The sequence below is a fragment of the Paenimyroides ceti genome, from assembly GCF_030409925.1.
On sequence record NZ_JAUFQU010000001.1, the window covers coordinates 1229099 to 1243534 of the forward strand.

The following is a 14436-nucleotide window of genomic DNA, read 5'->3' on the forward strand; positions in this document are numbered from 1 at the left end:
GGCTACCGCCTTACAAACGGTGGTAGCCTTAATAAAACATTACAATGAAAGCATTAGAAGAAATGAACAACGTGGAAAAGGGGTATATACTGGCAAAACTGTTTTCCAAAAACCTAAAAGAAATAAGCCTTTTTATACAGCAGGAAACCGAGCGTTTCAGAACACACGAGGAATATATGCGGAGTATATGGGCAGACAAAACCCTTATCACAGCCAATTTTTGGTTTGATCTTGTAGAGAATACCGAAAGAGTTTTGAAACAGTACAACGTGATGTTACAGCGAAATCCAAGAGTTTTCTCCGACCAACTTTTTGACGGTTACAACGCCATATTTGTTTCAAATAGCTTGATAGAATATGCGGAAACACCCGAATGCAACCACAAACTAAAACAGGCTATATACCTGCTTTTCGGAGAACAAAAAATGATTGAAGTACCCTTAAATGATAACAGCAATGGCGAATTGGTGCAGTAATACGGTTGTATTCGAGGGAAAACCCGAAGCAATCACACAGATACAACAGCTTTTCCAAATCCTTAAGGATAAGGAAGAACAAACCGAAGAAGGGCAATTGCCCGACTTTGCAGACTGTACAAACGGTGGGTATTTCTTCAATATCTACTGGAACGAGGGCGATGAAGGAAATTTTCAGTATGAAACAAAATGGTCGCCAAACTCCGAGATACTACGAAGTATAGCAGACCGCTACCAAGTTGATTTTGTACAGGATTATGAAGAAATGGGAAACGGAGTATATGGCAGGGCAACTTATCAAAACGGCATACTGGACGATGTGTGTTTAAGCGATGAAGATTTGGAAACCTACGAATTTGACGAAGATACAGACAGTTACCATTTTGAGGGGGAAACCTATGACAGCGATTGCGAAATACTGGAAACGCTTTTGGAACGCAAACTATCATTGCTATGAAAGTAACGGATTTAAACGGATGCTCTATCGAAGTCACCGACCTTGATGAAGCCATAAAGATTAGTAAACGGTTCACTGGTTACAGACACGAGGACGAAAGTTTCTCCGAGTTCGACAAAAGACAGAATGCCTACTGGACGGATATGTACAATAAACTGACAGCAAAGAAAAAACGATTAGAGGACAAACAAAAAAATTAGAACGATGAACACAAATTTTTTCAATCAGATACAGCAGTTGGACTTTACAGGAGTGTTGCAACTGAACATTTCAAAGGGAGCAGAAACCAAGCTAATCGTATCGGTTATGCTCAACAATGAGCAATGCGGAGATAACGCCAAGAACCTTATTCCACCCCTTACATTCAACGCTACCGCACAGGAATTTGACGAGGGATTTTTTGAGCAGATAACAGCACCAGTACAAACTGTTTCGGGTTTGATGGTGGATATGGAAAAGTTCCTAAAACAAATGGAGGAAGTCAAAAAACAATCGGCAATGGAAAAGGAAAAAGCCGATAAAGAGAAGAAAGAAAAGGAAGCCAGGGACAAGAAGTATAAAGAAGCTATGGCAAAGGCAGACGAACTGGAAAAAGAGGGCAAATTCCGTGAAGCGTGGATGAAAGTGCCGAACCCTGCCGATTTTCCCGACTATGCAGAAGCCATACGCAAACGCAAAACTTCACTATCGGACAAATTTGCCACACCGAGCCTTTTCGGCACTACGGAAGAAGCAACACCCGAACCGATACAATCGGCAGAAGTTACAGACGATTACCCCATTGATGAAGCGGGAGAAGAAGAATAGAAGTACTAACCCAAAAATCAAATGTTATGTTATTAGCAACGCAATTACAACGAGTTTTCATATTGAATGATAAGGGGCAGGAAATCAAACTCAACGACCCCGAACCGCAATGGAGTGTACAGGCGGTAATGAATTTTTATTCCAATACATACCCCATTTTGACCACCGCAAAAGTATCAGCACCACAAATCAAGGACGATACCGTACAGTACCGCTTTGAAAGTGCTATGGGAACAAAAGGTTAAACCAAAACAGTAAAACAATGACTTATGCAACGACATACCGTATCGGGAACATTCCAAATGCCCCAAGAACCCAAGCAAAAGCAATTGCACCGTCAGTTAAGCGAGTTCGCCAACTGGATGCAACGACCGAAAGACGCAAACGAAATCCAAAAGGACAAACAGCAGTCCGTACCAGTAGCCATGTTGCCAATGGTTTTCTAAGGACTTCGTTTCTCCCAAGACTGAACGAAACAGAAACCGTACAGGCTTGTAGGGATAATGCCAAAATGGAAAGGGATTTTTATACTTCCCTTTCTCAAATGGCAGAGCATTACGGTATCATTCCGAAATCAACACAATCTTACGGCTATCCCTACAATATTGCATTGGCTTTAAAAGACACCGAAGAACAGCTAAAACTTAAAGTAAGCGATTGGGAAGAAATCAGACTGATACAGGATAGTAGGAAAGTGTTTTTTACAAGTGAGGAAAGGTATAATACGGGTGCTACCCTGTATTACATTCCCGTAATACCCTTATTTCGTTGGTTGAAAGACCCAAAGCGAAAACATACCGCTCAATTGCTTTTGTCGGTGTGCAGTTATCTGTACCACATTGCCGACATTCCGTATTACAGACAGGAAAGCAGTTACCTGTACTGGATGTATGAAATGCACAAAGATTGGGTAACCGAGGACGATTACGGAGAAGATACAGAAGCCTATCTCAGCGAATTTTCGCACGCAGAATGGATTGGCGACCGTATGGAACAGAAGATTTACAACGAAGCCAATTTAAGGCTCTTTAAAGACCGTTTAAACCGCTTTAAATCGAAAGACAAGATTGATGCTGATTGCCATAAAGTAGCACAGGAAGCCTATGCCATTTATCAGCAGTACCCTAATGCAAATGTATTCCGCAATGCCCGACCAAATGGCGAAGCCAACGAAGAAGACATGGAAAATATCATCTCAATGGAGAAGTATGTTTCTTTCTGTGCAGATGGTACAGGCTGGCTATTGGATAACATAGTAGAATCCGTAAATAACGAATTACAGGAATACGGACAGATGGAAGAACCCATTATTATCAAACGGTTTGACGGAAGTGATATAATCGCCAACACATTGGAGTTTGAAAACCGTTTGTTACCGATGATAAACGAATTGACCTACATTTTGAATAATTTTTAAAACAAAGCTATGAACGATATAACACAGGATTTCGGAACGCTTTACTATCCAAAATCAGCATTGGTATTTTATCAGACTACTGGAAAGGGTAACGATACTTATGTAGAGCATTTTGATATGGATAAAAATGGTACGCCCATTAATGCACACCCTTTGACCGTAAAGGAAGCTAACCACTTGGCTAAGGCTTTGAAAACTGCAAAAGAGGAAAAAGAACCTTTATTGAAACCGCAGGGAATATTAAGCAATGCGGTTTTATACTTTGAGCCTAATGGAAACAAAGTGGTTTGGTTTACCAAAGCCACACAAAGAGAACTATATTTTATTGAAAGTCTGGGCATACCTAAAGGTAAAGCCAATGTACCGCCTATGCTGTGGGTAGCGAACCGAAATGGTTTAGCCGTTTTCGCTTTGACAAATGGCAGAAGACCTACCATAAAAACAAAGCTGTACAACGCTCCCTTTTTTAACGTGTATGAGGACGGCAATGTATGTATGGGTACGGTAGATGTACGCATAAAGAAAACCGCTTCATTGGAAGAATTTATAAACAAATGGGAAGGCTTTTTCTTTGACAGCTATTTCAGTCATTTAATGCACGGTCATAACCCGATAAAGGGGAATTGCGTAAGCCTTTGGGAGAATTTAATTGCCACAGGCGAAGCCTTTCCAATGGAAGTATTGACAAAAAGTAATCTAACCTTAAAAGACATATTGCGATGAACAACGAAAAAATAAAAGTCCATTTTACGGACAATAGTTTAATAAATGCCACCAATCCCATATCGGTAAATCTTATCGGTGCAGGTGGTACAGGCTCAAAGGTTTTGACCGCTTTAATGGAAATGAACCACAGTTTAATTGCGTTAGGACACGCAGGATTGTCCGTTCGTCTTTGGGATGATGATGTTATTACCGAAGCAAATTTAGGCAGACAGCGTTTTGCAGAGTGTGAGGTAGGACTGTATAAATCCGTTGCTCTTATTAATCGAGCAAACCGCTTTTCGGGTACAAACTGGAAAGCACAAACGCAGAAGTTTGAAAAAGATAGTTTGGGCAAAACTCCCGAAAACGCACAGGCTACTATCTTTATTACCTGTGTAGATAGTGTAAAAGCAAGATTTGGTATTGCCGAAATATTGAAAGCATTGGACAACGGCAAATATTACCATCATAAACCAAAATACTGGTTGGATTATGGAAACAGCCAATATACAGGGCAAGTATTGTTATCAACCATTGGCGATATTAAACAACCTAATTCCGACAGATACGAAACGGTAGCTAATCTGCCAATGGTGACAGATGAATTTGGAGACTTGCTGAAGCAGTCCGAACAGCAAGACAATACACCAAGTTGCAGTTTAGCTGAAGCATTGGAAAAACAGGATTTGTATATCAATTCGTCATTGGCTCAAATGGGCAGTTCTTTGTTATGGGGTTTATTTCGCAATGGATTGACGGAAAATAGGGGTTTTTTCCTCAATCTGAAAGATTTTAGGTCACAGTCCATTCCAGTCGCCCGATAGCCAAAATCGGGCGGCAAAAAGACACTCCCTCTCCGATGGTCGGGGCAGTCTTTTTGCATCTAAGCGGTACAACCCCTTTGCCAAAATGTAGGACTACGCACCGTCCTTTCTCTACATTTTATCAAACAGGTTGCGATCTGTTTGATAGGGATATTCGTTATCCCTTTTGTTGTTTATGACAGGACTTCTTTTCTTGCCACATGAGCGACCCAAGAAAAGAAGCAAAAGAACGTCGCCTAATTATTATTGGATAATATATTGTTTATTCTTACGAGCTATCTTTAAATCTTTAACCTTATAGATTAATAATAAATTAATTTATATACGGATAATATACGCATTACTCTTGTCATAGCAATGTTCTAATTTACTAAATTTACGATTCAGTAGAAAAATGCTTATGAATACTATTACAGACGAAATAAAAAATGAAATTTCAGAATATTTTATCTCCGATAGCAAGGAGTTTCTATTTAGATATCGAAAACTAAGAGAATTCCAAACTCACATATCAAATAGAAGTAAATTAATGATTGATTTACTGTTTTCAATTGAATGCAGCCTAAAAGCATTGATCTTTATGGAATCAACTGAAGATGAAAAAGTAACCTACAATAAAATAAGGATTCATAATCTGGAAAGATTATCCGACATGATAATTGATAAAACAGGGCTTTTAGGATTAGAACAATCTATTATTGAGAACGGTGACATATATAAAGTCACTTCAAGATATACCTTAGAGGCAAACATAAGATTTAGAGAAAGTAATGTTTTGGGATCACTATATTATGATACGATTGCCAATTTTACATGGCTCGATAAATTGTACGATGTCGCTACAGATGTATTGAATTTTGCTGAGTCTAAGTGTAGTACTCAAATAAAAAGCATTAGTCTAAGTGATATTGATTTGGATAGTGTAATCGAAAAAGCGAACCGAATCAAAAATATCTCGAAATCTTGAAGTCTGTTTCATAAAAGTAATTCAATATAATATTTTTAAAACTCTTTAAGTAATTAATACCAATCCACAAATGCACGATTTAAACGAGTTCTTATCAGACTCATTCCAATATAAACTAAAAGAAATTGCATCATCAGGTTCAAGAAATAGATTTGAAAACACTCTTCAGAACTATTTTGATATCTTTTTCGATGAATTTAACAAAATCCAGTCATCCCACACAGTTGACTGTTTCAAAACAATTACTTCATCAACAAAGCCCAGTCTTTATGACTGGATGGATGGAGCTTACGAAGGATTGCTTTCAGAAATCAATACTTTCAAAGATATCTTCAAAGACCTAATGTATTCATATCAGCTTTTTATAAGAGGAAAACACTATCAGGCAACACTGCACATTTTTGATGTCATTGAAAAATATGAAATGACTGATGTAATCAATCCTGGAGAATTAGGACTATACTATAAAGGGAGATTTATTAGATCTGGCGATGTAACAACTAATGATTCTTATTATTATCATATCCCTTTCGACAAAAGATTCCTAATCGGCAATCAAAGATTTAGTTATTCTGGACAGCCTATACTCTATGTTGGCTCGTCAATACTTGATGTATTATATGAATTACGTTGTGAAACCAATAATGCTGAAGATATTGCAATTGCCTCCTTTGGATATGATCCTTTGATTGAAAGCTCTATAAACCAAACAGAAGATACTCGCTTCGAAAAGCTTAAAATATATGATGTAACTAACCATATACATAAGCTGATCAATGAAGTTTTAAACAATTTGATTAATCAGGGAGCGGGTATCCCTAAAGTTGATGATCCTGGATACAGACCTAATTTGAATGATCTGAAAAAGGACTTTAAAAAATTCATTCTTACTCAGATTTGTACTTTTAAACGGACGCATTCCAATACTTTTATTGAAGAGTATATCCCGGCTCAGATATTGACTGAAGCTTTAAGAATAAATGGCTATAATGGTGTTAAATTTCCTTCGACACAATTTGATGGAAAGAACATTGGCAATAAATCTATTCTGCATCTATCAGCAGTGCAGGAAAATCTAGCTCTATTTACAAAGTATTCCAACACTGAGGTTTTTGATATGGATTTAATGAAGTATTTCTTTGTAACTCCTTTAGAAAGAGCCATTGCAAAATCTAAATCCTTGGAGGAATACAGAAAAGAGATTGCAAACTTACAGTCAGATATTACCATGGGATGCTATCACAATGTTCATAATTTAAATAATTCTCTTATAAAAGCCAGCATGAATATTGGAAAAGTTTACGCTTGTGAAAGTGATCTGGAGGTCGATGGTATACCTTATTTCGACTTAGATTTCGCCAAATTAGAACTCTTCGCACAAGCAAATTATCTGAAACAAATAAAACATCAAATTGGATACTTTACAAATGGTAAGCAAACAATGTTTCCGATGAAGTAAATTCTCGATTTTATTAATATAGTTTGGAAATAACTCTTTTAAAATAATCCACATCGCTACCAACCAATAAACAACTTGAAAAGCCAATGTCCAAAAGATCCTTACCTATTTTCTCATCGTCAATATCGCTATGAGAAAGTAGTTTTATTGTAGGATATTTTGCTCTTAATTGTCGAAGTTGTGACAGGATGTGTTTGTCGTAAAAATCAAGGTCGATGATACAAACTTTAGGAAGTTCTTTAAAAGTAGCTAACTGAAACAATACATCTTCGATTGTTTCAGATCGGAATATGGTTTCAAATCCTAAAGCTGTCAAATCATTACAGATTAAATCCAAAATCGGACTTTTTTCATTGATAAAACTAATGGTGATTTTTTGTTGTGCTTTACCTGTTTCCATAACTGTATATGCGTATTAAATTAATGGATTGCCTGCACAAAAAAGAAGCGTAGGCAACTACAACTTACCGCACATTGAGGTACTGGTATACCCGACAACGAATAAGCGAGCGCCCACGCCTATAGCATGAGCGTTCTTCCTTATCGTCCCGTTGTCTAAAAATTACCAGTTTTCAATGTGGGACTTAAAGCAAAAACACTTTAAGATTTTCTATATTTTACTAAGCAAATATACTAAAGTCGTTTTGATAGAACAGCAAAATCTTTATGAAATTGACTATAGCTTTTTAGAATAGGCACTCACGTAATTCTGTTCTAAGACAGTCATTAAATCCGTTTCCTTATAAATTATCTTTCCTCCTATCTGAACATAAGGCAGAATATTGTCATCACGATAATGTTGGAGAGTGCGTTTGCTTATATGTAGTAGCTTGCACACGTCTTCACCTGAAAGATAGATTTCACCGTTCATCACGGGGCGATAGTTTTTCAGTATTTCTTCAATACGGCTTCTTAGTTGTGTTATCATTTCCTGATGCGTAATGATTTCTTCGGCTTCATTCGTTAGTAATTCCATCGCTATCTGTTTTATGGGTTTGTTCAGCTTCAAGCAAAGCCCTTACATCTGAAAGTTTGTAGTAATTCTTGCGGTTCAATTTGGAATAAGGCAATAGCCCTTTGTCCTTATAGGTCTGTAAAGTCCGTTTGGTAATGTTCATCATCAAACACACTTCCTGGTTATCGAGCCATTGCTCTTCCTTAAAAATCGGAGTATATTTTCTCGTGGCATTTTCGGCCAGTTCCAAAAGTGCCTTTAGCTCATTTTTCATTCCGTCCAGTGCGGATTTTTGTATTGCGATCACTTCCATAGTTGCTCAATTTTGCTGTGGAAGTCGAAGATATTAAGGCTTTTTGCAGGGTTGGGAAAGGTTGCTCCCGTTGGCTTTGAAAGGCAGTATTTGGCACTTTACTTTTGTCTTAAATAAAAAAATCGGATAGTTATTTAAGCTCTCCGATTTTGTTTATTACTTAAATCCTGTTCTAAAAGTGTTATCAAGTTTGTTGTGAATTATTGTTGCTAAAACCAAAACTTCTGTCATTTGTGAGAGTTGGGTATCCTCTAATATTTTAGGATTATGAGCTTTTGGATTTCTATACATGGAAAAAAAACCTTTGCAGAAGTTCCCAAAGCCTTTATGTTCACTTTCCTCACTTTGATTAATCAAGGTATTAAAAGCGAGCATAGGTCTTTTGTCTTTTCCCAATGCAAAACAATCATCAACTAAATCTGCTCCGTCTGTTGTATAACCACTTTTTTGCCTTAGTCTTTCTGCTACACTTTTCGTGATTTCTAGTATGGCGTGAAAATAATTTTCTTTTAACCATTCAGCTTCACAATATGGCAATATTTCTGAGTGCACACCGATGCCATGTACTTTTTCTTTTATTTTAAGTGATCTCCTTTTAGCTTCCGAAATGGTTTTTGCTTTATCAACTTGCCTTGGTTGTCCACTTTTATCAATTTCTATCCCTTCGTAAACAAGCTTTTCGTTGATGGTTGTTCTATCCTTTTCAAATTCATCTTCTGAATTATATCTTTTAGGATTTAGTAGCCTGACAACAAAAGCCAAGACATTATTTCCACACCTGTCTTGTATCTGTCTCTCTTTTAAAGCATAAAATATTCTATCAGTTTTATTTGTGCCATTTTGAGATGGAGAAATACCAGCACTTTCTAAATGCTCTGTGATTTTGGCATGGGTTAATATATTTGATATGATATCAGATATATTTCTTAGGGTTATGTCATCAAAGGAGTTTGTCATTCTACAACTTTTCTTTTTAAAATTAACTAGTTTGTTTTTTGTATTTCCATTTCGTGATCTTGTTTATCTTTTTTTTCACGAGAGTAAACCCACAACGATAGCAATCCAAATATAATCAGGGCATAAGCAATCCACTTACCAAGTCGTTCAATAAATTTGATGGCAACTGACTTTTCATAAGAAGAAAAACCTTCTGCACCCATCATACCACGCCTGTAAAACTTCCGGCGGTTGATCCAGTAACGCAAACCCAAGCCTAAAGCTAAAAATATTACACCTATAACTAATGATGAAATCATAATGAAAGCAATTCAAATTCACATTTTAAATTTACAAAATAATTTTACCACTCATTAGCTAAAAAAAGAAGTCCTGCCTTTGCATGACAGGATTTCTTTTTCTTTTAATCTACACTATTGAACTGGAAACTCACTTGCTTTTCATTCCCAAAACTATCCGAAATCCAAACATTAAAGGATTGTGAAATCGCAGAAGATGAAGTATAATACAAGCGGAATTGTTCCGATGCCAAAGGATATAAATCATTCGGAACATACGGAGGTTCATTATAATACTGCAATGTGCCTTGTCCGTCGAATTGGAAGTAGCGTAGGAAATATTGTGTGTTGCTGTAATTTCCGGTACGCTGTATGGTAATGCGGATCTCAACGGTATTTCCATTAGCAACGTCTTTAGGCACTGGCATTACATTGACCTCAAAAGGAAAATCGTTCTGTATTTCGAGTTCATCATCTTTGCTACAAGATACCAAAGAAACCGAAGCTGTCAGGATCACTATCATTACATATATAGGCAGAAATCCTATTCTGAATTTATTAAATATTGCTATCATCGTTTTACGTTTTAAAAGTTAAACCTTAATCCCACACCTGCGGACGGTCGGAACTGTCGCAAATCTGTACCCCATAACACTTTTGTACGTCCTTGCAGGACTAATACAAATCTGTCAGACAGGTACGTTTCAAAGGTCAGCCGACCACCGGCACCGTAAATAAAATTATCTTCAGTCATTATTTTTGCACCATCATACAGCATCGTTTCGCCACGGTTGATGTTCTCGTAACCAACAACACCTGTTATCCCGGCGTTCAGTGTGATATTCTTACGGGCATCTCCCAATAAAAAGAAACTGTAACCACCTTCTGCCGTATAGGTTTCCTGCGGTATTTGGAGGTCTTTATAATTGTGGTATTGGTGTGTGTATTCCAAAGCCCATATCTGATAATTTCCGTTTTTACCGTTCACGGTCATACCCAAACTGATGTAATAATCGTTACCGATTTTATCATCAGACAAAATGCCTGTGCTTATCTCCAAACCTTTCTGTTTGGGCAGCATTCTTTGTGCCTGTGTTACCGTAATGGCCATAAAGAGCAACATCACGGTGTAGATATATTTTTTCATTGTAATTGCTTTAAAAGGTTACTAAAATTTCAGGTGCATATCATTGATTACACGGGCTTTGATTAAGTCCGAGTTTTCCACTTGGAGGGTTTGGTGTCGTCCACCGTTTTTCTCGAAAATCTCAATCAGCAAAACCTTGTCATCAGCAATGGTAAACTGGTCTAACAGAAAAACATTTTGCTGGGTAGATTGTCCGTTTATACCGTCCTCCAATGGCTTGTAAGTACGAAGCGGTATCATTGGTCGTTCCTGCACTACGGTACGTTTGGCTACCTTTTTATCTACTACTTTGAAATTGATAAAATCAATGTTAAACGGTACGTTACTTTTATTTCTCAATTCGGTGTGGAAATAGTACTTACCGTTGTGGATGTAGATCCCTTTCAGGATAAATTGAATACCGAAGCTCTTTGCCCCGATGTGCTTTACAATACGCTTATCTTTCTTGTAAATGGTTTCCAATAACAAACCTGCCAAAGACGGAGAATTGTTTCCTAATTCTTCAAAAAGCACATCGTTTCCGTTGGCTTTATCTACTGCTTTTTGCATCGTCAACAGATCATAACTCAACGCTTCGGGATATCCACTGTAATACACATTGAAAGAGTAAAAACGACCATCATTGGTAATTACGGAAAAGTTGGTTTCGGCTTCAAAATTCCTAACCGATGCTTTTACACGCAATACGTTTTCTGCGTCTTCTGCTTTTCCGGCAATCAGGTACTCACTCCCCAAATCCACATAACGGATAGCCGTCGGGAAAATCAGGTGCGAGGTTTTATCGTAGGTTACTTCCATACGATATGGTTCAATTTTGCCCAATTCAAGGGGTGTTTTTACAGGTACACTATCCTGTGCAAAGGAGGTTACGGCAAAGCCGATGGTCAGAGCAACTGCCCAAAAGGTTTTAAAAATATTTTTCATTTGTCTAAATATTGAGTTTAACATTATTGTTTTGATACAAGAAAGACTTGATGTCCAGCTTTTAGCGTTACTTTTGGGGTACGTACTTTCTTGGCGAAATAGCCCGAAATTCCCTGCACCACGCCACGGCTTAAATCGGCAGCCACCTGTTGTCCTGCATTCTGGGTAAGCATCAGGCTTGTTCCTGATTGTTGGCTCATATTACCCGCCATTTCGGTAAGAGCATTCATTTCAGGAGAATACGGAACATACAGTCCTTGCTGTCCATCCAGATCATAAATGGTGATATCAACCGGAATGATATTACCTTCCAGTTCAACCGAGGTAATTTTAAGCTGTAAACGCCCACCTTGAAACTTGGCATTAGCCGTTACAATTGTTCCCTGCGGGATAGTACGGCTTGGTGTTTTTGCAGGTTCCAATAATCGCAACCGTACACCCGTTTCGCCAACTACCGTCTGTGCATCGTGTACACAGGCTTTGATACTGTTTTTGGGCTGTACAACTTGTTCGGCAGTACCTGCGGTATAAAACCCTCTGTTTCGGGTTTCACTCCAATTTTCCAAAAACTCACTATCTGTCGGCTCACGATATAAAGCAGATACGGTATTTTTCCTTGCGGCAGTAAAAGAAACAAAATGCTCTTTTTTGTTTGCACCCGCAGCTCCTGAAGCTGTACCATTTGCAGGTACAGGCTGTTCCACATTGCCTGTGTTTGTATTGTTCGGAAGATATTTTGCCGCCATCTGATAAGATTTTTCCATTAATGCAAGCTGGTCATCAATGGTTGTTGCTTTTGGTACATCTTTTTCAGCTAACTTTTCTTTCAGTTCATCCAATTGCTTACGCAGTTCCATCGTTTCCGAATTGTTGTCCTGATAAAAATTGCCCAATGTGCTTTGTGCATTTCGATAACTGTTTAATGCAGAACTATTGTTTCTCCCCGAATTTCTACCGCCGTTTCCATAGCCGGTGCTTTCGTCTTCATCATCTTCGGTAAATTCATTAGCAGGTTCTTTCTTATCATCGGTGTTCCAATAATCCGAAAGCGTTGCCAAAGCATTACGTTTCTCCTGTTCTTTGCGTTCCAGCATTTCCTGCTCATACGCCTTGCCTTTGTCGGCAGGCATTCCTGCTCCGGTAGCTTGCGGAACAGCATCATTCAGTCCAATGTTTTCGATTTCCTTTTTGTCAGCAGACGGTTTGAAAATTAAATACATACAGCCAACGAAAACAATACCCATCAAACCAAAAATCAAAGGTTTTTTGAGCTTTTCCGTTTTGTTCTCCGTGCCGTTTTGCAGTACATCGGCGGTTTCTTTCGGGTTCCCCTCCGTTACCCGAACAACCGACTTTTTGTTCTCATTTTCTTTCATAAATCTGATTTTTTAAAATTGTTGATAATGTGTCCTGTAACCTTACAGGACTTTCGTTCTTTTTGAGGACAGGATTTTCGATATGTTCTATCGACATATCGTTTTTTGACTTGCCTGTATCGTACCATACTTTGGCAACAACTCCTACGGTCAGAAGCAGATAACCAACAAAGAAGTACAATGTATATTGGTGTTGCTTCGCCAATGGTAAAGCCCTCCAACGGTCGTCCAGCTTGTCAAAAAACCTGTCCATATTTTCCCTTAATTTTTTCATACTTTGATTATTTGAGGTTATCACATTCTAAACCCTCTTCTTTTCGGAGCAAGTTGTTCTTTAGGTGTGTCAAGGACTTTAGCAAGGGCTTCCTTTGCGGTCGCAACTGATCCTGTTGTAAGGTTTGTCAGTTCTGATTTTTTCATTGAATACCCATAACGGTCAGTCCTTTCAATATCCATTTTCTGCACATCGAATTTGTTGTCTTCGTACCGTATTCGCATATAACATTCGGTTTTAGGCTTGTCTTCGCCGTTCCATTCGATGTAAGTCCTTAATGAAAAGCTGTCTGCATTAAGCGGTTTATCTGTACCGTTCTTGCACGCCTCTAAAAAATCGCTGATACTGTCTTTTAGCTTACCTGCATAAGAACTCTCCGTTTGGAAATAACCGTTATATCCTTTATCCGTAAGGGTTTTTACAAACGTGTCTAAATCAAGTGATTGTTCCATATCCTTACATTTTAGCGTTCGATGACTTCAATATCCTTGTTCTCTACTACCGCAAATTTTTCGATGTTAAAGCCTTGGGGATTGTTGTCGGAACGAACGGAGTTTACGAGATAGCAGGAAGTAACCAGGTTACGTCGTGTTACATTACTTGACCTTATGATAAACTGCTTCGCATAGGTACGCACCGAATAAGGATAGGTGTCGAAGTTGCACACGACACTATCCACCTCAATACGTTGTTGTACGTTACCTGAAATAATCCTGCTGTAATAGCCTTTCTCCGATAGGTCTTTGTAATAATCGAAAGCACTTTTATCGGCAAGATTGAATGCCCTGCTCATATTGCTCTCGATAGCGTTCTTGTCTGGAGCAAGGGTAAAGAACAACTCGTGAAAACGTCTGACGTGTTCCCGTGCTTCCACAGGTCGGTTGATGCTCGCATCCTGCGACAAGGCAAGCATTAAGGATTTACCGTTATCCAGCACATAGATTTTTTGGCGTTGCTCATTGGCAAAACTGTACGATTTCCATACGGCATATCCTACCACACCAATACAGAGAACCGCAAATACTATGGCATACAGACGTATCTGCCTAAAGCTGTTTTCTATATTTCTTAAAGTTTTAAATTCCATTTTTAACTGATTT

General features: G+C 38.2%; 23 protein-coding genes. 10 read left to right on the forward strand and 13 right to left on the reverse strand.

The annotated features are described in order from the left end of the window. Positions 1–44 precede the first annotated feature (44 nt). From QW060_RS05865 to QW060_RS05910, 10 genes are all read left to right on the forward strand, one after another. Positions 45–476 (forward strand): hypothetical protein, encoded by a 432-nt coding sequence (locus QW060_RS05865; protein WP_290362715.1) that lies wholly within the window; start codon positions 45–47, stop codon positions 474–476. Then, complete coding sequence (locus tag QW060_RS05870) at positions 457–933, forward strand: DUF1281 family ferredoxin-like fold protein (RefSeq protein ID WP_290362716.1); 477 nt, start codon at positions 457–459, stop codon at positions 931–933. The genes QW060_RS05865 and QW060_RS05870 overlap by 20 nt, the downstream gene beginning before the upstream one ends. Beyond that, positions 930–1133: a hypothetical protein gene (locus QW060_RS05875; RefSeq protein ID WP_290362717.1), complete on the forward strand. Its 204-nt coding sequence runs from the start codon at positions 930–932 to the stop codon at positions 1131–1133. The genes QW060_RS05870 and QW060_RS05875 overlap by 4 nt, the downstream gene beginning before the upstream one ends. 4 nt (positions 1134–1137) lie before the next feature. Then, a complete protein-coding gene (locus tag QW060_RS05880) occupies positions 1138–1740 on the forward strand; it encodes a PRTRC system protein E (RefSeq protein ID WP_290362718.1) in 603 nt (200 codons plus the stop codon). Positions 1741–1766: 26 nt separating this feature from the next. Then, the gene (locus tag QW060_RS05885) at positions 1767–1985 is read left to right on the forward strand and encodes a PRTRC system protein C (protein WP_038330829.1); all 219 of its coding nucleotides are present in this window, start codon (positions 1767–1769) and stop codon (positions 1983–1985) included. A 17-nt stretch (positions 1986–2002) separates the two neighbouring features. Next, positions 2003–3157, forward strand: a complete 1155-nt coding sequence (locus QW060_RS05890; RefSeq protein WP_290362719.1) for an alpha/beta hydrolase family protein — start codon at positions 2003–2005, stop codon at positions 3155–3157. Between the two features lie 9 nt (positions 3158–3166). Continuing rightward, the gene (locus QW060_RS05895) at positions 3167–3880 is read left to right on the forward strand and encodes a PRTRC system protein B (protein ID WP_290362720.1); all 714 of its coding nucleotides are present in this window, start codon (positions 3167–3169) and stop codon (positions 3878–3880) included. Further along, positions 3877–4686, forward strand: coding sequence for a PRTRC system ThiF family protein (locus tag QW060_RS05900; protein ID WP_290362721.1), 810 nt, complete (start codon positions 3877–3879; stop codon positions 4684–4686). Before QW060_RS05895 ends, QW060_RS05900 begins: the two co-directional genes overlap by 4 nt. A gap of 529 nt (positions 4687–5215) precedes the next feature. Next, the gene (locus QW060_RS05905; RefSeq protein ID WP_290362722.1) at positions 5216–5653 is read left to right on the forward strand and encodes a hypothetical protein; all 438 of its coding nucleotides are present in this window, start codon (positions 5216–5218) and stop codon (positions 5651–5653) included. Positions 5654–5723: 70 nt separating this feature from the next. Continuing rightward, on the forward strand, positions 5724–7112 hold the full coding sequence (locus QW060_RS05910; protein WP_290362723.1) for a hypothetical protein: 1389 nt from the start codon (positions 5724–5726) through the stop codon (positions 7110–7112). Between the two features lie 13 nt (positions 7113–7125). On the opposite strand, the gene QW060_RS05915 is transcribed toward QW060_RS05910, so the two are convergent. The 13 genes from QW060_RS05915 to traK all read right to left on the reverse strand — a co-directional run bounded on the left by QW060_RS05915 (position 7126) and on the right by traK (position 14423). Then, the gene (locus tag QW060_RS05915; protein WP_290362724.1) at positions 7126–7512 is read right to left on the reverse strand and encodes a DNA-binding response regulator; all 387 of its coding nucleotides are present in this window, start codon (positions 7510–7512) and stop codon (positions 7126–7128) included. Between the two features lie 276 nt (positions 7513–7788). Then, positions 7789–8088: a helix-turn-helix domain-containing protein gene (locus QW060_RS05920; RefSeq protein ID WP_290362725.1), complete on the reverse strand. Its 300-nt coding sequence runs from the start codon at positions 8086–8088 to the stop codon at positions 7789–7791. After that, positions 8069–8380 (reverse strand): helix-turn-helix domain-containing protein, encoded by a 312-nt coding sequence (locus tag QW060_RS05925; protein WP_290362726.1) that lies wholly within the window; start codon positions 8378–8380, stop codon positions 8069–8071. Before QW060_RS05925 ends, QW060_RS05920 begins: the two co-directional genes overlap by 20 nt. After that, positions 8331–8477 (reverse strand): hypothetical protein, encoded by a 147-nt coding sequence (locus tag QW060_RS05930; protein ID WP_290362727.1) that lies wholly within the window; start codon positions 8475–8477, stop codon positions 8331–8333. The genes QW060_RS05925 and QW060_RS05930 overlap by 50 nt, the downstream gene beginning before the upstream one ends. 59 nt (positions 8478–8536) lie before the next feature. Further along, on the reverse strand, positions 8537–9337 hold the full coding sequence (locus tag QW060_RS05935) for a TIGR02391 family protein (RefSeq protein WP_290362728.1): 801 nt from the start codon (positions 9335–9337) through the stop codon (positions 8537–8539). Between the two features lie 26 nt (positions 9338–9363). Beyond that, on the reverse strand, positions 9364–9591 hold the full coding sequence (locus tag QW060_RS05940; protein WP_450091472.1) for a molybdenum ABC transporter permease: 228 nt from the start codon (positions 9589–9591) through the stop codon (positions 9364–9366). Between the two features lie 149 nt (positions 9592–9740). Beyond that, complete coding sequence (locus QW060_RS05945; RefSeq protein ID WP_290362730.1) at positions 9741–10190, reverse strand: DUF3872 domain-containing protein; 450 nt, start codon at positions 10188–10190, stop codon at positions 9741–9743. A gap of 11 nt (positions 10191–10201) precedes the next feature. Continuing rightward, on the reverse strand, positions 10202–10762 hold the full coding sequence (locus tag QW060_RS05950) for a conjugal transfer protein TraO (protein ID WP_290362731.1): 561 nt from the start codon (positions 10760–10762) through the stop codon (positions 10202–10204). A gap of 21 nt (positions 10763–10783) precedes the next feature. Next, on the reverse strand, positions 10784–11686 hold the full coding sequence (traN, locus tag QW060_RS05955; RefSeq protein WP_290362732.1) for a conjugative transposon protein TraN: 903 nt from the start codon (positions 11684–11686) through the stop codon (positions 10784–10786). 23 nt (positions 11687–11709) lie between these two features. Next, on the reverse strand, positions 11710–13062 hold the full coding sequence (gene traM / locus QW060_RS05960; RefSeq protein WP_290362733.1) for a conjugative transposon protein TraM: 1353 nt from the start codon (positions 13060–13062) through the stop codon (positions 11710–11712). After that, positions 13049–13336 (reverse strand): nitrogen regulatory IIA protein, encoded by a 288-nt coding sequence (locus QW060_RS05965; protein WP_290362734.1) that lies wholly within the window; start codon positions 13334–13336, stop codon positions 13049–13051. Before QW060_RS05965 ends, traM begins: the two co-directional genes overlap by 14 nt. 20 nt (positions 13337–13356) lie before the next feature. Then, the gene (locus QW060_RS05970; RefSeq protein ID WP_290362735.1) at positions 13357–13788 is read right to left on the reverse strand and encodes a hypothetical protein; all 432 of its coding nucleotides are present in this window, start codon (positions 13786–13788) and stop codon (positions 13357–13359) included. Positions 13789–13799: 11 nt separating this feature from the next. Then, positions 13800–14423, reverse strand: a complete 624-nt coding sequence (gene traK / locus QW060_RS05975; RefSeq protein WP_290362736.1) for a conjugative transposon protein TraK — start codon at positions 14421–14423, stop codon at positions 13800–13802. Between the last annotated feature and the right edge of the window lie 13 nt (positions 14424–14436).